The sequence below is a fragment of the Kribbella sp. NPDC004138 genome (assembly GCF_053603655.1).
The window spans coordinates 71058-88342 of the sequence record NZ_JBSGFZ010000010.1 but is presented as its reverse complement, the minus strand read 5'-3'; the positions used below and the strand labels follow the sequence as shown (position 1 = coordinate 88342).

General features: G+C 69.6%; 13 protein-coding genes and 1 riboswitch. Of the genes, 6 read left to right on the top strand and 7 right to left on the bottom strand.

The window, feature by feature from the left end:
- Positions 1–54 precede the first annotated feature (54 nt).
- The gene (gene lysX, locus ACWEOO_RS16260; RefSeq protein WP_452143638.1) at positions 55–3411 is read left to right on the top strand and encodes a bifunctional lysylphosphatidylglycerol synthetase/lysine--tRNA ligase LysX; all 3357 of its coding nucleotides are present in this window, start codon (positions 55–57) and stop codon (positions 3409–3411) included.
- Between the two features lie 192 nt (positions 3412–3603).
- The gene (locus ACWEOO_RS16255) at positions 3604–4377 is read left to right on the top strand and encodes a hypothetical protein (protein ID WP_452143637.1); all 774 of its coding nucleotides are present in this window, start codon (positions 3604–3606) and stop codon (positions 4375–4377) included.
- Here the strand turns inward: ACWEOO_RS16255 and ACWEOO_RS16250 are convergent.
- Positions 4374–5021, bottom strand: a complete 648-nt coding sequence (locus ACWEOO_RS16250) for a hypothetical protein (protein ID WP_452143636.1) — start codon at positions 5019–5021, stop codon at positions 4374–4376. The two genes, ACWEOO_RS16255 and ACWEOO_RS16250, sit on opposite strands and share 4 nt — an antisense overlap.
- Positions 5022–5200: 179 nt before the next feature.
- Here ACWEOO_RS16250 and ACWEOO_RS16245 point away from each other — a divergent pair, with 179 nt between their 5' ends.
- The gene (locus ACWEOO_RS16245; RefSeq protein ID WP_452143635.1) at positions 5201–5878 is read left to right on the top strand and encodes an alpha/beta fold hydrolase; all 678 of its coding nucleotides are present in this window, start codon (positions 5201–5203) and stop codon (positions 5876–5878) included.
- Here the strand turns inward: ACWEOO_RS16245 and ACWEOO_RS16240 are convergent.
- Positions 5871–6701, bottom strand: coding sequence for a helix-turn-helix transcriptional regulator (locus tag ACWEOO_RS16240; RefSeq protein WP_452143634.1), 831 nt, complete (start codon positions 6699–6701; stop codon positions 5871–5873). The genes ACWEOO_RS16245 and ACWEOO_RS16240 overlap by 8 nt on opposite strands.
- 103 nt (positions 6702–6804) lie before the next feature.
- Between ACWEOO_RS16240 and ACWEOO_RS16235 the strand changes: the two genes are divergently transcribed.
- Positions 6805–7497 carry an SDR family NAD(P)-dependent oxidoreductase gene (locus ACWEOO_RS16235; RefSeq protein WP_452143633.1) on the top strand — a complete coding sequence of 231 codons (693 nt, stop codon included), beginning with the start codon at positions 6805–6807 and terminating at the stop codon, positions 7495–7497.
- Positions 7498–7516: 19 nt separating this feature from the next.
- Here ACWEOO_RS16235 and ACWEOO_RS16230 read toward each other — a convergent pair whose 3' ends face one another.
- Entirely contained in the window at positions 7517–8890 is a 1374-nt protein-coding gene (locus ACWEOO_RS16230; protein WP_359931679.1) for an L-serine ammonia-lyase, read from the bottom strand.
- A gap of 79 nt (positions 8891–8969) precedes the next feature.
- A riboswitch (glycine riboswitch) is annotated at positions 8970–9062 on the bottom strand.
- A complete protein-coding gene (locus ACWEOO_RS16225; protein WP_452143632.1) occupies positions 9060–9413 on the bottom strand; it encodes a DUF3817 domain-containing protein in 354 nt (117 codons plus the stop codon). Its footprint overlaps the riboswitch before it by 3 nt.
- Positions 9414–9510: 97 nt before the next feature.
- On the opposite strand from ACWEOO_RS16225, the gene ACWEOO_RS16220 reads away from it, so the two are divergent.
- Complete coding sequence (locus ACWEOO_RS16220) at positions 9511–10917, top strand: alpha/beta fold hydrolase (protein WP_452143631.1); 1407 nt, start codon at positions 9511–9513, stop codon at positions 10915–10917.
- 4 nt (positions 10918–10921) lie between these two features.
- Here ACWEOO_RS16220 and ACWEOO_RS16215 read toward each other — a convergent pair whose 3' ends face one another.
- From ACWEOO_RS16215 to ACWEOO_RS16205, 3 genes are all read right to left on the bottom strand, one after another.
- On the bottom strand, positions 10922–11149 hold the full coding sequence (locus tag ACWEOO_RS16215) for a hypothetical protein (protein ID WP_452143630.1): 228 nt from the start codon (positions 11147–11149) through the stop codon (positions 10922–10924).
- Between the two features lie 182 nt (positions 11150–11331).
- Entirely contained in the window at positions 11332–12762 is a 1431-nt protein-coding gene (locus ACWEOO_RS16210; protein WP_363712392.1) for an aminopeptidase P family protein, read from the bottom strand.
- 43 nt (positions 12763–12805) lie between these two features.
- A complete protein-coding gene (locus ACWEOO_RS16205) occupies positions 12806–13555 on the bottom strand; it encodes a GntR family transcriptional regulator (RefSeq protein ID WP_452143629.1) in 750 nt (249 codons plus the stop codon).
- Positions 13556–13674: 119 nt separating this feature from the next.
- On the opposite strand from ACWEOO_RS16205, the gene ACWEOO_RS16200 reads away from it, so the two are divergent.
- Positions 13675–17268 carry a hydantoinase B/oxoprolinase family protein gene (locus ACWEOO_RS16200; RefSeq protein ID WP_452143628.1) on the top strand — a complete coding sequence of 1198 codons (3594 nt, stop codon included), beginning with the start codon at positions 13675–13677 and terminating at the stop codon, positions 17266–17268.
- Positions 17269–17285: the final 17 nt, after the last annotated feature.

Here is a 17285-nt window from a genome sequence, read left to right as displayed (position 1 = left end):
CGAGGTAGTGCTAGGTCGACCGAAGTCACAGCGAACTAGTGGGATGATCGGCTGGTGCGGTCGGAACAAGCAGCAGTGATCCCGGCGTGGCAGCACCGGGCCGCGGTCTGGGTGGGCCGCGTCGTCGTGCTTGCCTCGGTGTGGTCGTTCATCGCCATCCCGTTGCACGTCGCCGCCCCGAAGCTCGTCAAGCACGTCGACTTCGCGTTCGACTTCGTCGGGATCCCGGCCGGGCACACGATCTTCTCCGCGGTCTACCTCGCGGTGGTCGGCAGCGCGTTGCTGCGCGGGAAGCGAGCCGCACTGCTCTGGGTGCTGTGGGTCTTCGAGGCGCTCTGGTTCCTCGCCCAGGTCGCCGGGATCGCGTTCACCAGCGTCCGGCTCGCCAACCCGACCGACGCGGAGCTGCTGCGCGACTTCGGTCCGGCCAGTGTCCAGGATCTGGAATGGGGCATCGTCCAGGCGATCGTGGTGGCCGCGATCGTCGTCCTGCTGTGGAAGATCCGGGGCGCCTTCCCGGCCCGGCTGGCGCCCGGTAGCCGGCGGCTCGCGATCGGCGCGCTGGTGTTCGGCATGCTGATCTCGATCGCGGTCAGCATCACGCTCACGCAGCTCTTCCCGCGCACGCTCGTCGGGCAGCGGCAGAAGATCGGCTGGGCCGTGATCGCCGCGCTCGGTCAGTCCCGCAGCAAGATGGGCGGGCACGAGGGCCACGGCTGGATCGGCCTGACCGTCGGCGCGATCTCGGCGGCCTCGCTGGTGATCGCGTTCTGGATCTTCCTCCGCTCGGTCCAGCGCGTCCGGTACCTGACCCAGTCCGAGGAGCTCGAGGTACGGCGCCTGCTCCTGCTGCACGGCGAGCGGGACTCGCTCGGGTACTTCGCGACGCGCCGCGACAAGGCCGTCGTGTTCGCACCGGGCAACGACGCCGCGATCGCGTACCGGGTGGTGAACGGCGTCAGCCTGGCCAGCGGGGATCCGCTGGGCGACCCGGTCGCCTGGCCCGCGGCGATCCAGAGCTGGCTGACCGAGGCCCGGCGGTACGGCTGGTCGCCAGCCGTCCTGTCGGCGAGCGAGGAGGCCGCCCAGGCGTACGTCGACGCCGGGCTGCGCGCGTTGTCGATGGGCGACGAGGCGATCATCGACGTCGCGGACTTCACGCTCGAAGGCCGGACGATGCGGCCGGTGCGGCAGGCGGTGACGCGGGTCCAGCGGGCCGGGTACCACGCCGAGGTCGTGCGGCACGGGGACCTGTCGCCCGAGGCCTTGACGCAGTACGTCCAGCTCGCCGAGCAGTGGCGCGGGGCCCGGACCGAGCGCGGGTTCTCGATGGCGCTCGGCAGGCTCGGCGATCCGGCCGACGCGCGCTGCGTGATGGTGATCGCACGGGACGCCGAAGGCGCCGTCCGCGGGCTGCTCTCGTTCGCTCCGTGGGGTGTCCGGGGCGTGTCGCTGGACCTGATGCGGCGCGATCCCGAGTCCGTGAACGGCTTGATGGAGTTCATGGTGACGTCGCTGGTCGACGCCTGCGTGGACCTCGGCGTGCACCGGATCTCGCTGAATTTCGCGATGTTCCGGGAGATCTTCAGCGATGCCGAGCGAGTCGGCGCCGGGCCGGTGCTGCGGCTCACGAGCGCGTTGCTGACCGCGGGTTCACGCTTCTGGCAGCTGGAGAGCCTGTACCAGTCGAACGAGAAGTACCTGCCGCGCTGGTCGCCGCGGCTGATGTGTTACTCGCGCGGTGCGTCGCTCGCGCAGGTCGTGTTCGCGGCCGGTACCGCGGAGGGCTTCCTGCCCGCGCCGCGGCCGTGGACCCGCGTCGACAGCGTCGAGACGGCCGAGCGGCACGCGATCATGGCCGCGGACGGCCGCGCGTTCGCGACCGCCGTCCACGAACAGGAAGAGGAGTTGCTGCGGCCGGCGCTGCCGACCCGCAAGCTCACCGAACAGGAGCAGATCCGCCGGACGAAGCTCGCCGAGCTCGTTGCCGCGGGCATCGACCCGTACCCGGTCGAGGTACCGCGGACGGAGACGCTGGAGCACGTCCGGGAGCGGTACCCGAACCTGCCGCCGGACCACCACACCGGCCACACCGTGTCCGTGACCGGCCGCGTGCTGCGGATGCGGAACCACGGCGGCCTCGCGTTCGCCCAGTTGCAGGACGGGCTCGCCCAGCTGCAGGTGATGCTCACCGCCGCGTCCTGCGGCGACGTACCGCTGGACCGGTGGCGGCGGCTCGTCGACATCGGTGACCACGTGAGCGTGACCGGCGAGGTCGTGACCAGCCGCCGCGGCGAGCTGTCGGTCGCGGCGACGGACTGGGTGATGGCGGCGAAGTGCCTGCACCCGTTGCCGGACAAGCGGAAGGGGTTCACCGATCCCGAGGCGCGGGTCCGGCAGCGGCACCTCGACCTGGTGATGAACCCGGACTCGCTGCGGATGATGCAGCAGCGCAGCGCCGCCGTCCGCGCGCTGCGCAACGGGTTCGAGAACCGCGGGTTCATCGAGGTGGAGACGCCGATGCTGCAGGCGGTGCACGGCGGCGCGAACGCGCGGCCGTTCGTCACGCACATCAACGCCTACGACACCGAACTGTTCCTGCGGATCGCGCCGGAGCTGTTCCTGAAGCGGCTGATCGTCGGCGGGATGGGCAAGGTCTTCGAGCTGAACCGGAACTTCCGCAACGAGGGCGCGGACGCGACCCACAACCCGGAGTTCACCTCGGTCGAGGCCTACCAGCCGTACGCCGACTATCACGTGATGCGCGAGCTCACCCGCGAGCTGCTGATCGAGGCCGCCACCGCGGTGTACGGCAAGCCCGTCGTCCGCCGCGACGGCGAGGAGATCGACATCTCCGGGGAGTGGCCGGTCGTCACGGTCCACGACGCGGTCGGCCGGGCGGCGGGTACGGCGATCGACTCGGAGACGCCGGTCGAGCGGCTCCGCGAGCTGTGTGCGGAGCACAACGTCCACACGACCTTCGAGATGTCGGCCGGCGAGCTCGTGCTCGAACTGTACGACGAACTCGTCGAGCCGGCCACGACGCTGCCGACGTTCTACACCGACTTCCCGCTCGAGACGTCGCCGCTGACCCGTAACCACCGCACGAATCCGCGCCTCGCCGAACGCTGGGACCTGGTCGCGTTCGGCGCCGAGATCGGGACGGCGTACTCCGAACTCGTCGACCCGGTCGAGCAGCGGCGCCGCCTCACCGAGCAGTCCCTGAAGGCGGCCGCGGGCGATCCCGAGGCGATGTCGCTGGACGAGGATTTCCTGTCGGCACTGGAGTACGCGATGCCGCCGACCGGCGGTCTGGGCATCGGCGTCGACCGGGTGATGATGATGCTGACCGGCCAGAACATCCGCAGCACGCTGGCGTTTCCGTTCGTCCGTCCCGCACCACGGGACTGATGCCTTACCCTGGACAGCTCACGGGTTGGGGAGACCCTGGGGGTGGGGATGAAGCGCTGGCTTGCGCTCAGTATCGGGGTGTGTCTGGTTGCGGGCTGCGGCGGGAAGCCGGAGGCCGCGCCGAGCCCTGGCACGTCGGCTTCCAACAGCGCCGTGCCTGCGCCGGCGTCATCGGTACCGACCGCCGGTCCGTTGGATACGGCGGCTTACCAGGCCGAGCTGACCCGCATCGACCAGGTGCTGGCCGGTCCGGCGCGAGCGCTGACCCGGGTCCGGACGGCCGAAGGCTTGAGCGAGGCGATGAGCAGCCTTGCGGTGTCGCTCAACACGGTCGGGGTCCGGCTCGCCGCGCTGACGGTGGCGTCGCGGCTGACCGGGGCCCACGCCCTGCTCCAGGAACGCATCGGCGTCGCGGCGACGCGGCTGACGAGTTCGGTGCAGAAGACCGAGGAGGACGCACGCTGCGGCGGCACCGCGTACACCTCTCAGAAGGTGCAGCGACAGCTGCGCACCGACCTCGGCACCGCGCTCGCGCAGCTGCAGCGACTCCGGCTGACGTTCGGCAAGACGCTCCCTGATCCGGGTCCGGCGCCGGAACAGACACGGCCCGACAACGGCGACGTGCTGGTACGGCGGGGTGCGAACGGAATCGGCCGGCTCAAGATCACCAACGGTACGTCCAAGGACGTGGCGATCTCGATCGTCGGCGACGGGCAGCCACCCGGGAGTCCACAGGTGATGGTCTACCTCCGGGCGACCCAGTCGGCGACCGTGAACCGGATCTCCGGCGCGTACCGCCTGTACTTCAAGAGCGGCACGGACTGGGACGCCGACCACCGCAGGTTCCTCGCGGACTGCACGTTCAAGAAGTTCGACCAGACCTTCGGCAAGAACCAGGCCTGGCAGGTCAATCTCCAGCCCCGGCCGGGCGGCAACGCCGACACCACCGAGGTCGAGGCCTACTAGAGGCCGAGCTTGTCGAGCAGGTGGCCGAGGATGCCGCCGAGGCCCCCGGAGGGCTGATCGGGGTTGTCAGGTGTCGATGGCGGAGTGCTCGGCGTGGTGCTGGTCGGGGATGCCGTCGGGCTCGTCGACGTGCTCGGACGGCTGGTCGGCGTCGTGGTCGGGTCGGTGGACGGCGGCGCGGTCGGTACTGTCGGCGGCCGTTTCGTCGCGACCGGGATGGTCGGCTCGGTGGTCTGCACGATCTGCGGCGTCGGCGTGCCCTCGGCGGGCGTGGGGTACGGCGTGCTGAGACCGACCGGCACCTGGACCTCGCCCGTCTTGGTTGCGCTCGGCAACGGCGTCGGCACCGTCGTCGGCGTGACGCCGGGCGTGGCCGCCGGGGTCGTGCTGGTGTGGGGCGGGAGCACGGCGACGTTCTGCGTCGGCTCGCCCGGCTGCGGGCCGGCGATCGGCGCGGCCGGCTCGGGTCCGCCGCCGGGCAACGGCAGGAAGCCCGCACCGATCCGCGGGCCGCCGAGCAGGGCGACGAGAACCAGCGCGAGGTAGCAGGACAGCAGCAGGCCGGCGCCGGCTGCGACCTGGCGGCGACGTCGCGGGTTCTGCCAGGGCGGACGGCGGGAAGCCGTGGCAGAAATTGGATTCACAAGTCCCGGAGGGTATCGGTTGACGAGTAGTTTCAAACAGTAGGTGGAAGAAATTCCACGGAGAAACTCAATAGTCTAGTAATTCTGAACCACTTACGCATTCGTAGGAATGCGGTGCGTTAGCTGACAACGCGCCGATCTGCATCACACCAGCCGTTTTCCTCTGCCAACCTGCTCTCATGAATCTGGTGCTGCTGCACGGTCTGGGAGCCAACGGCCGGGTCTGGGACGCCTGGCCGGATGCCGCGTACGCTCCCGACCTCCCCGGCCACGGCTCGGCGGCCGCGCTCCCGTCGTACACCTTCGCCGCCATGGCCGCGGCGATCGCCGCAGATCTTCCGGTACGCCGGGACGTCGTCGTGCTCGGTCATTCGCTCGGCGGCGTGATCGCACTCGAGCTGGCGAGCGGACGGTACGACGTCACGGTGAGCCGGGTCGTCGCGCTCGGAGTGAGAGTGAGCTGGACGGCCGACGACCTCGGGCGGGCGAACGCGCTGGCGCAGAAGCCGGTCGCGTGGTTCGAGAGCCGCGACGAGGCAGCCGCGCGATTCCTCAGGGTCTCCGGCCTCCAAGGGCTCGTGGACCTGGCCGACGCCGTCGTGGACCACGGTCTGCTGGAAGACAACGGCCGCTGGCGTCTCGCCCTGGATCCCGGGACCTTCGGTGTCGGCGCGCCGGACATGCCCACGCTGATCGCGGCGAGTCAGGCCGAGGTGGTGCTCGCGCGCGGCGAGCGGGACCCGATGAACAGCGACGCCGAACTGCACGCCCTGCACGACCAGGTCGTCACGCTACCCGGCCTCGGGCACAACGCGCAGGTCGAGGACCCGACGGCGGTGGCGGCGCTGCTCAGGTAAGGGCCTGCAGGCCGATCACCGACAGCAGGCGGAGCTTCTCGGCGGCTTCGCTGTTGGGCGCGGCCGTGTAGACGACGATGCGCAGGTCGCTGCCCGGGACGGCGAGCACGTCGCAGTCGATGTCGAAGGTGCCGACGTCGGGATGCCGGATGGTCTTGCGCTCGGTCTGGTGGAAACCGACGACGGGCTGGTCCCACAGCTGCGCAAACTCGTCGTACCCGGTCCGGAGCTCCTCGATCAACGCCGTCAGGTCCGGGTCGTGCGGGTAGCGGGCGAGGGAGGCGCGCAGGTCGGTGACCATTGCGACCCGGAAGTCCCGCTGCTGGTCGGCGGTCTGCACGACGCGGTCGCCCGAGCCGGCGAAATGCAGGTAGATGATGTTCCGCCACCGGCCTTGCCACGTCGACGGATCGCCGATCATCGCCGCGAACAGCGGGTTCCAGGTGATGATTGTCCAGGCGGCGTCGCAGACGCACAACGGCGCGCCTTCCAACTGGTCGACGATCCGCTGCACCCCCGGCGGGATGTACGCCGAGATGCGTCCCGGCGACGGCTCGACCTCGCCCGCGAGCACGAACAGATGGTTGCGCTCGGCATCGGACAGCCGGAGCGCGCGGGCCAGCGCGGTCAGCACCTGGACGGACGGCGACTCCGACCGGCCCTGCTCCAGCCGCACGACGTAGTCGACCGACAACCCGGCGAGCTGCGCCAGCTCCTCGCGCCGCAGCCCCGGCGCCCGGCGCTTCCCACCCGACGGCAGGCCGACCTCCGACGGCGTCACGCGATCACGCCACGCGTGCAACGTCCTGCCGAGCTCGCCCATGTCCTCCAGTATCCCGGCCCGGCGGCTGATCAGCCTGGTACTGCCATTCCCTAGGACACCGCGGGTACTACCTGGTCCGGAACCCCGGCGCGAGGGTGGAGCCATGACCACGACACTCATCACCGGGGCCAACCGGGGCCTCGGATACGAAACCGCCCGCCGGCTGGTCGAGGCCGGACACACCGTGTACGTCGGCGCCCGGGATCCCCAGCGCGGCAAGCAGGCCGCGGACGAACTCGGCGCGCACTACCTCCCGCTGGACGTCACCAGCGACGAATCGGTCGACGCCGCCGCGGAACAGCTCACCGAGCTCGACGTACTGATCAACAACGCCGGCATCCCCGGTCCGTTCAAGGAGGCCCGGGATCTGACGGCCGACGAGTTCCATCAGGTGTTCGACCTGAACGTCTACGGGCCGGTGCGGATGATCCACCGGTTCCTGCCGCTGCTCGAGCGCAGCGCCGACCCGGTGATCGTGAACGTGTCCAGCGGGCTCGGCTCGATCGCCGCCGCGGTGCAGGCGGACGCGATCGACACGGTGCCGGTGTGGGTGCCGGCCCCGGCGTACGGCGCCTCGAAGGCGGCGCTCAACATGCTGACGGTGCAGTACGCGAAGCAGCTGCCGAACCTGCGGATCAACACCGTCGACCCGGGCTACACCGCGACCGACTTCAACGGCCGCACCGGCTACCAGACCGTCGAGGAGGGCGCGGACATCATCGTCCGGCTCGCCATGATCGACAAGGACGGGCCGACCGCGGAGTACCTGAGCCTGCACGGAACCATCCCCTGGTGATCACGGGGTGATCAGGGGGTCAGCACTCGATGACGTTGACGGCAAGGCCGCCGCGGGAGGTCTCCTTGTACTTGATCTTCATGTCCGCGCCGGTCTCGCGCATGGTCTTGATGACCTTGTCGAGGGTGACCACGTGCACGCCGTCGCCGTGCATCGCCATCCGGGCCGCGTTGATCGCCTTCACCGAGGCCATCGCGTTCCGCTCGATGCACGGGATCTGCACCAGCCCGCCGACCGGGTCGCAGGTCAGGCCGAGGTTGTGCTCCATCGCGATCTCGGCCGCGTTCTCGACCTGCTGCGGCGTGCCGCCCAGGACCTCGCAGAGACCGGCCGCGGCCATCGAGCAGGCGGACCCGACCTCGCCCTGGCAGCCGACCTCGGCGCCGGAGATCGACGCGTTCTCCTTGTAGAGCACGCCGATCGCGCCGGCCGTCAGCAGGAACCGGACCGCGCCGTCCTCGGTCGCCCCGGGCACGAAGCGCCGGTAGTAGTGCAGGACGGCCGGGATGATGCCGGCGGCGCCGTTGGTCGGCGCGGTGACGATCCGGCCGCCGGAGGCGTTCTGCTCGTTGACGGCGAGCGCGAACAGGTTCACCCAGTCCATCACCTTGAGCGGGTCGACCGACCACGGGTCCTGGCTGAGCTTCTTGTGCAGCGCGTGCGCCCGGCGCGGCACCTTGAGCCCGCCGGGCAGGATGCCCTCGGTCTCGCAGCCCTCGCGGACGCAGTCCTGCATCACCTGCCAGATGTGCAGCAGGCCGTCGCGGACCTCGTCCTCGGTCCGCCAGGCGAGCTCGTTCGCGAGCATCACCTCGCTGATCGACAGCTGCGATTCCCGGCACCGGTCGAGCAGCTCCGCACCGGTCGTGAACGGGTACTTCAGCGGGGTGGTGTCCGGTACGATCCGGTCCCCCGCGGCGGCGTTCTCGTCGACGACGAACCCGCCGCCGACCGAGTAGTAGGTGCGCTCCCGCAGCACCGCGCCGGCCGCGTCGCGGGCCACGAAGATCATCCCGTTCGGGTGGTACGGGAGGGCCTTGCGGCGGTGCATCAGCAGGTCGGTGTTCTCGTCGAACGCGATCTCGTGAGTGCCGGCCAGCAGGATCCGGCCGCGTTCGTGGATCGTCTCGACGCGGGCGTCGACCGAGTGCGTGACCACGGTCTCCGGGTCGGCTCCCTCGAGCCCGAGCAGGACGGCCTTGTTGCTGCCGTGGCCGTGCCCGGTGGCGCCGAGCGAGCCGAAGAGCTGGGCCTCGACGGTCGCCGTCGCGGCGAGCAGGCCGTCGTCGGCGAGGCCGAGCGCGAAGGTCCGGGCGGCGCGCATCGGTCCCACGGTGTGGGAGCTCGACGGGCCGATCCCGACACTGAACAGGTCGAAGACGCTGATCGCCATCGTGTGGAGGTTCCTTCCGGTCGCCGTTGACCGTTTGGTGTCCTCCCCGCTCTGTCAGGCGGATGCCTTCCAGAGGTGCCTCGCCCGCGCGGTGAAGGTGCCTGAGAGATTCTTGGGGAGAGTTGCTCCTACGGCGCCCGGTTCGTGTCCGGGTCTCTCCCGCACGGGTTCATGCGGCTGTTGAGTTTGCTGATGCTGTGGACGGTACGGGGGTCCGCGGGGCCGCGTCAATCCGGCCGGTGCGGACCGCCCAGATCTCGAAGAACCAGGTGAACAACGGGGGAACGCTTGCCGCCAGCGCGGCCAGCGTCACCGGCCAGGACCAGCGCAACGGACCGCGTACGGCGAGCACGGTGACCACGTAGACGACGAAGATGCCGCCGTGGATCGGCCCGAAGATCTTCACCCCGATCTCGTTGTCGGACAGCACGTACTTGAACAGCATCCCGATCAGCAGTCCGGTCCACGAGATCGCCTCGGCGATCGCCACCGTCCGGAACCACGCCGCATGTTTGGTACTCATCACGACCGACCCTAACAAGGCCCCCAAGCCGTGATCGGGGTCATCCGGGGCTCGTCCCCGATGCCGCCAGCAAGCGATTGCCCGAAGGATCGTCGGCATGACGTTCATCCGACGCGCCCTGGCCGGCGCAGTAGTACTCGGCGTCGCAGGCGCCGGGCTGACGGCCACCGCCTCCGCGACCAGCCCGCCGCTGCACTGGGCCGACTGCAAACCTGAGGGCAAGGACGATCCCGCGGTGGTGGAGGGCTCGCAGTGCGCGACCCTGCAACTGCCTGTCGACTGGCGGAACCCGGGCGGGCCCACCTTCGGCCTCGCACTGGCCCGGAGAAAGGCATCGGAGCCGAGCGAGCGGGTCGGGGTGCTCGTGTTCGGCCCGGGCGGCCCGGGTGATTCCGGGGTCGACCGGATCAAGACGGGGATCAACCGGTTCAGCACGGACCTGCAGGACCGCTTCGACATCGTCAGCTTCGACCCGCGCGGTGTGGCACGCAGCAACCCGGTGAAGTGCTCCGCCGACCTGCTGAACAAGCAGCCGTCGCCGGTCATCAGGAGCGCGGCCGAGTTCACCGCCACCATCAACTACAACCGGCAGCTCGCCACGGACTGCCGTGAACACACCGGCCCGCTGTACGACCACATCGACACCTGGCAGACGGTGCGCGACATCGACGCCGTACGGCGGGCGCTCGGCGAGTCCACGATCTCGTTCCACGGCAGCTCGTACGGGACCCTGCTCGGAGCGCAGTACGCCGAGACGTACCCGCACCGCGTCCGCGCGATGGTGCTGGAGAGCGTCATCGACCACAGCTCCGCCCCGACGCGTGACTTCCTGGACGAGCAGGCGTCCGCGGGACAGGACTCGTTCGACGAGTTCGTGAAATGGTGCGACGCGACGACGAACTGTGCACTGCACGGCACCGACATCCACGCGCGCTGGGCGGACCTGCTGGCCACGTCGCCGGATCCGTTCACCTTGAGCTACTCGGTGTTCCGTGCGCTCTACGAACCGAAGTGGGCTGCACTGGCCGAGCTGCTGAAGGCCGGTGTGACTCCCCCGAAGCCCACGCAGACCGGCGCGTATCCCCTGGCCGTTTTCTGCCAGGACTGGAACCTGCCGGTCCGCGACTACCGCGAGTACGCCGCACACCTGCAGCGGCTCGCCCGCAACAACCAGGACCTGCGCTATCCCGGTCAGCTGATGGCAGTGTCGATCTGTCTCGGCTCTCCGCCGGCGAACAACCCGCAGCACCAGCTGAAGGTACGTGGGCTCAAGACACCGGTACTGCTCGCCAACGCGATCCACGACCCGGCGACCGGCTACTCGTTCGCACAGAGCGTGGAGCGCCAGCTCGGGCGGAACGGCGTACTGCTGACCTACCAGGGCTGGGGGCACGGCAGCTACACGAAGAGCTCGTGCATGCAGAGCGCAGTCGACGACTACCTGATCGCGAAGGACGTACCCGAGCGCGGCAGCAGCTGCGCCGCCGTACCACCGGCGGGGTAGCGGGTCAGACCGGCACGCCGGTGACTTCGAGGACCCGGTCCAGGTGATCGCCGCGGACCAGTCGCCCCGCCATCAGCCGGAGCTCGGCGCAGGCGCTCTCCAGCGCCTGCGCCTGGGTCCGGCAGTTGTCGACGTACCAGAACGGGTCGTCCGGTTGCGGATCGTCGGCGTCGTCGATGTCGGCGTACCAGTGCCGGCTGCCGCAGTTCACTACTCGCACACGCAGGTTCATGGTGTAACTCCCCCGTACCCAGGGATCCCGGGTTCCCCCTTTGGCCCCAGTCCAGGGCCGACTCGGCCTGGCGTGTGATCAGAGGCCCCCCACTCCCACACGCCGGCCGAGTTCGACCCTCCCCCGCCTTCTACATCGGGGCTCCCGCGGCAAACGTTACTGGCCGTAACGAGTAATTTTGATTACTTCGCCGCGAGGTGCGACCGGGTCCACTGCTCGAGACCGTCCGTGGTGATCGGCAGGTCCTCGGTGAGGATCTCCAGGCGGTCGGAGTGGACCACGACGTTGTCCTCGATCCGGATGCCGATACCGCGCAGCTCCGGCGGGACGGTCTCGTCGTTCGGGTGGAAGTACAGGCCGGGCTCGACCGCGAGCGCCATCCCGGCTTCGATGGTGCCGGCGAAGTACGCCTCCGGCCGGGACGCGTCGCAGTCGTGCACGTCGAGGCCGATGTAGTGCCCGGTCCCGCAGACGATGTACCGCCGGTGCTGCTGCCCGTCCGGGCCGAGCAACTCATCGATCGACGCGTCCAGCAGGCCCCAGTCACGCAGGCCTTCGGCCAGCACCCGCAGGGCCTCGTACTGGAAGGCGCGGTACGGCGCACCGACCTTGACGGCCTCGAGCGACGCGAGCTGCGCCTTGTGCACCAGGTCGTGCACCTGCCGCTGGGCCGCCGTGAACTCACCGGTGGCGGGGAAGGTCCGGGTCACGTCCGCGGTGTAGAGGGTGCGGGTCTCGACGCCGGCGTCCAGCAGGATCACGTCGCCCTCGTTGACCGGGCCGTCGTTGCGGACCCAGTGCAGCACCGGAGCGTGCTTGCCAGCGGCAACGATCGACGCGTAGCCGACGCCGTTGCCCGCGGTCCGCGCGCGGCGGTCGAAGGTGCCCTGCAGCCAGCGCTCGCCGCCGCCGCGGATCGCCTCCGGCAGCTCCCGCGCCACGTCACCGAACGCGAGCACGCTCGCGGCGACCGCTTCGCGCAGCTGGTCCAGCTCCCAGTCGTCCTTGATCCGGCGCAGCTCGGCGAGCGTCTGGCGCAACGCGTTGCCGTCGGTCGGCGAGGTCCGCACCAAGGCGTCCAGCATCGGCTCGACACCCGGCACCGACAGCATGAACGGAACCGCGCCGCGCACCGCCGCGGGCAGTTCCTCGAGTGGGCGGCAGGCGATCTGCAGTGCGTCCGACCAGTCCTTCAGGCCCGGCACCGGGCCGATCCACAGCTCACCGTCACGCGCGTTCGCGAAGAAGTCCGCCTCGTCCGGGCCGGCCGTCTCGCGCAGGTAGAGCGTCGCGTCGCCGTCCCCGGAGATGACCAGGACGGCGCCTTCGGCCTGGCAGCCGGTCAGCCAGACGAAGTCGCTGTCGGCGCGGAACTGGTAGTCGGTGTCGTTCGACCGGACCGGCGCCCGGCCGGCCGCGAGCGCGATCCGGCGTCCCGGTAGCGCGGCGGCGAGCTTGCGCCGATGCTCCGCGGCCGCCTCGGCGAGCCCCTCCGGCACCGTCACCGAGCGGTCCACCGGCCCCCAGCCGCGAGAGATGAACTCCCGGAACCCCTTGGCGTCGATCGGGCGGTAGGACTTCGGCGTCTGGTCGGTCCGGGCGTCATCGGTCATGAGCTGAGCTCCCCTTTACAGCTGTCAGTGTCAGCTCATCAACTCAGGTCTGCGCGGGCCCGCGCAAGCCCTTATCCCGGAACGCGGTGAGGATGCCGGCCTCGGAGTCGAGCAGGTACTGGTGCAGGTCTGCGGCGGCCTGCTCGTACTTGCGGGCCTCCAACAGCTCGAACAGGCTGCGGTTTCGCGCGATATAGGGCTCGTGCAGCTCCCGCGGCGTCGCGATCACGTGGAAGACCAGCCGCAACTCGGCCTGCAACTGACTGGTGATCGCGTTCAGCCTGGCGCTGTTGGCGAGCCCGATCAGGTGCTCGTGGAACCGCATGTTCGCGGTGCCGACTGCCGGCCAGCGATCCGCCAGCGCGGCCGCCTCGGCCGCCTCGACATCGTCCAGCAACGGCTCGAGCCGACTCGCAGGCACCTCTGGATCGCGCTCACCCAACGCCCGGACGACGTCCACCTCGAGCACCCGGCGGAGCCTGTACAGATCGACCACGTCATGCTCGTCCAATTCTGGGACGAACACCCCGCGGTGCAGCTTGTAGACCAGCAGACCCTCGTGAGTGAGCAGCCGGAAAGCCTCCCGCAGTGTGTTCCGGCTGACCTCCAGGACCTCGGTCAGCTCGACCTCGGACAGCTGCGCACCGGGCGGCAGGGCACCCTCCGTGATACTGCGACGGAGAATGTCGGCCGCACGCTCGGCCGAGCTGCTGCGGTCCAGCCGCGCCACGTCGGCCGCGACCCCTCGCAGCCAGGCCTGCCGGCCGTCGTCGTCCGTCTCACCCGTACCCACCCCTGCATCATCGCCCACGCCGCGCGCAGCGGGGAAATCTGGTGGAACGAACCTCTTGCAGGATTGTTGAACAATCCCTACTCTCGGTGGCACGGAACGCAGGCGAAAGGCGGGATCGCGTGGCAGCGAAGTGGGAGTTCTGGATCGATCGTGGCGGCACGTTCACCGACGTCGTCGCCCGGCGGCCCGACGGCGCGGTGGTCGCCCACAAGCTGCTGTCCGAGAACCCCGGCCGCTACCGGGACGCAGCCGTCGAGGGCATAAGGCAGCTCCTCGGTGTGTCCGCCGGCGAGCCCCTGCCGACCGACCGGATCGAAGTCGTCAAAATGGGTACGACCGTCGCCACCAACGCCTTGCTCGAGCGCAAGGGTGAGCCGACGGCGCTGGTCATCACCAAGGGATTCCGGGACGCACCCAGGATCGCCTACCAGAACCGCCCGCGGATCTTCGCCCGCGAGATCGTGCTGCCCGAGCTGGTCTACTCCCGGGTGATCGAAGCGGACGAGCGCGTCGCGGCGGACGGCGAGGTCGTCGTCACGCTCGACGAGCAAGCAGTGGCACGGGACCTGCAGCAGGCGTACGACGACGGCTTGCGATCAGTCGCCGTGGTTTGCGTCCACGGGTACCGCCACACCCGGCACGAGGTGGCGATCGGTGAGATCGCGCGACGGATCGGCTTCACCCAGGTCTCGCTGTCTCATGAGTGCAGCCCGTTGATGAAGCTCGTGTCGCGAGGTGACACCACGGTCGTCGACGCCTACCTCTCGCCGATCCTGCGCCGATACGTGGATCAGGTGGCGGCCGAGCTGGACGGCGTACGGGTGATGTTCATGCAGTCCAACGGCGGCCTGACCGAAGCACATCTGTTCCGTGGCAAGGACGCGATCCTGTCCGGCCCCGCCGGCGGCGTCGTGGGGATGGCGCGCACCACCACGGCCGCCGGGTTCGACCGGGTGATCGGATTCGACATGGGCGGCACGTCCACCGACGTGTCGCACTACGCGGGTGAGTTCGAGCGCGAACTGGAGACCCTTGTCGCCGGAGTCCGGATGCGGGCGCCGATGATGAGCATTCACACGGTGGCGGCCGGCGGCGGATCGATCCTCAGCTTCGACGGCAGCCGGTACCGGGTGGGACCGGACTCGGCAGGCGCGGATCCCGGCCCGGCGTCGTACCGCAAGGGCGGTCCGCTCACGGTCACCGACGCGAACGTCATGCTCGGCAGGGTCCAGCCGGACTTCTTCCCCGCGGTCTTCGGCGACCACGGCGATCAGCCCCTCGACGCGGACGTCGTACGCCGGAAGTTCGCCGAGCTGGCCGAGGCGATCGCCGACGGACGGAGCCCCGAGCAGGTTGCGGCCGGGTTCGCCGACATCGCGGTCGCGAACATGGCGAACGCGATCAAGAAGATCTCGGTCCAGCGCGGGTACGACGTCACCCGGTACGTGCTGGCGACGTTCGGCGGCGCGGGCGGCCAGCACGCGTGCGCCGTCGCCGATGCGCTGGGCATGACCGAAGTACTGATCCACCCGCTCGCCGGGGTCCTGTCGGCCTACGGCATGGGGCTCGCCGACGTCGCAGCCCTCCGCGAGCGGGCGGTCGAGGCGCCCCTGAACGACGCCGTACTCCCGGAGCTCTCGAAGGTCCTCGACGAACTCCAGGCCGACGCCGCCGCCGAGCTCGAGCGCGAAGGCGTCCCGGCCGAACGGATCACCGCGATCCGCCGGGCCTTGCTGCGCTACGACGGCACGGACACGGCAGTGGCCGTGTCGACCGGCACCGTGCATGCGATGGTGACGGAGTTCGAGGCGGCCTATCGCCGACGGTTCTCGTTCTTGATGCCCGGCAAGCAGATTGTCGTCGAAGCGGTGTCACTCGAGCTGCTGGGCGCGGCCGGAGACAGTGCGGCGACCTGGGACCAGCGGACCCGCGAGGACAGCGCTCTGCAGGCGGTAGCGAGCGTGCCGATGTTCTCAGCCGGCTCATGGACGGACGTGAACCTCTACCGACGCGCCGATATCGTTCCCGGCGATGCCGTGGACGGGCCGGCCATCATCGCCGAGGACAACGCGACGACCGTGGTCGAGCCTGGCTGGCGTGCCGTAGTGAACGACCTCGGCCACCTGCTGTTGAGCCGGGTGACCGCCCGGCCTGTCCAGCGAGCGATCGGGACCGAGGCCGACCCCGTGATGCTGGAGATCTTCAACAACCTGTTCATGTCGATCGCCGAGCAGATGGGTGTGCGGCTGCAGAGCACTTCGCAGTCGGTGAACATCAAGGAGCGCCTGGACTTCTCCTGCGCACTGTTCGATGCCGAGGGCAACCTGATCGCGAACGCCCCGCACATCCCCGTCCATCTCGGCTCGATGGGCGAAAGCATCAGGATGGTCATCGCCGGCAACGCCGGACGGATGGCGCCGGGCGACACCTACGTGCTCAACAACCCCTACCGCGGCGGCACCCACCTTCCCGACGTCACGGTGGTGACGCCGGTCTTCGACCGGGCCGGACGGGAGATCCTGTTCTACGTCGCCTCCCGCGGCCATCATGCGGAGATCGGCGGGATCACACCGGGATCGATGCCCGCGGACAGCACGCACATCGAGGAGGAAGGGGTGCTGATCGACAACTGGCTGCTCGTCTCCGGCGGTGTACTGCGAGAGCCCGAAACCATCGAACTGCTCGGCTCCGCGGCGTACCCCTCACGCAATCCCACCACGAACATCGCCGATCTGCGCGCTCAGGTCGCGGCCAACGAGAAGGGCGTCGAAGAGCTCCTCGCAATGGTCGACCACTTCGGACTCGACGTCGTGTCGGCGTACATGGAACACGTCCGCCGCAACGCCACCGAAGCAGTCCAGCGGGTCATTCCGACGCTCCGCGACGGCCGGTACAGCTACGAGCTCGACTCGGGCGCGCGGATCGAGGTGTCGGTCCGCGTGGATGCCGGCGCGCGCACCGCCGAGATCGACTTCACCGGCACCTCCGCACAGCAGCCGAACAACGGCAACGCGCCGTCGTCGGTCGTGATGGCTGCAGTGCTGTATGTGTTCCGCACGCTGGTAGACGACGAGATCCCCTTGAATTCGGGTTGCCTGGAGCCGCTGCGGGTGATCATCCCACCGGGCTCGATGCTGTCGCCGGAGTACCCCGCGGCGGTTGCCGCCGGCAACGTCGAGGTCTCGCAGGCGGTCACCGGCGCGTTGTATGCCGCACTCGGTGTCCAGGCGGAGGGGTCCGGGACGATGAACAACGTAACGTTCGGCAACGAGCGCTACCAGTACTACGAGACGGTGGCCAGTGGCTCCGGCGCCGGCGCCGGCTTCGACGGCGCCGACGTGGTGCAGACCCACATGACGAACTCACGGCTCACCGATCCCGAGGTGCTGGAGTGGCGGTATCCGGTACGGCTGGAGAGCTTCGAGATCCGCGAGGGCAGCGGCGGCGACGGCCGGTGGCGCGGCGGTAACGGCGGTCGCCGCATGCTCCGCTTCCTGGAGCCGATGACCGTGACCACACTCGCCAGCCACCGCCGCGTACCGCCGTACGGAATGGCCGGCGGCCGCCCGGGAAGCCTCGGCCACCAGTGGATCGAACGCACGGACGGCACCGTGACCGAGATGGACGGCTGCGACTCCGTGCAGTTGTCCACCGGCGACATCTTCGTCATCGAGACCCCGGGCGGTGGCGGCTACGGCCCGCCGTCCAGCTGAACTCGCCGGCAGTCTTG

What these genes read in the sequence shown, in the direction of transcription:
- ACWEOO_RS16245 (WP_452143635.1), top strand. Translation starts at nt 5,201, where the DNA reads ATGAATCTGGTGCTGCTGCACGGTCTGGGAGCCAACGGCCGGGTCTGG.
- ACWEOO_RS16240 (WP_452143634.1), bottom strand. Translation starts at nt 6,701, where the DNA reads ATGGGCGAGCTCGGCAGGACGTTGCACGCGTGGCGTGATCGCGTGACG.
- ACWEOO_RS16235 (WP_452143633.1), top strand. Translation starts at nt 6,805, where the DNA reads ATGACCACGACACTCATCACCGGGGCCAACCGGGGCCTCGGATACGAA.
- ACWEOO_RS16230 (WP_359931679.1), bottom strand. Translation starts at nt 8,890, where the DNA reads ATGGCGATCAGCGTCTTCGACCTGTTCAGTGTCGGGATCGGCCCGTCG.
- ACWEOO_RS16225 (WP_452143632.1), bottom strand. Translation starts at nt 9,413, where the DNA reads ATGAGTACCAAACATGCGGCGTGGTTCCGGACGGTGGCGATCGCCGAG.
- ACWEOO_RS16220 (WP_452143631.1), top strand. Translation starts at nt 9,511, where the DNA reads ATGACGTTCATCCGACGCGCCCTGGCCGGCGCAGTAGTACTCGGCGTC.
- ACWEOO_RS16215 (WP_452143630.1), bottom strand. Translation starts at nt 11,149, where the DNA reads ATGAACCTGCGTGTGCGAGTAGTGAACTGCGGCAGCCGGCACTGGTAC.
- ACWEOO_RS16210 (WP_363712392.1), bottom strand. Translation starts at nt 12,762, where the DNA reads ATGACCGATGACGCCCGGACCGACCAGACGCCGAAGTCCTACCGCCCG.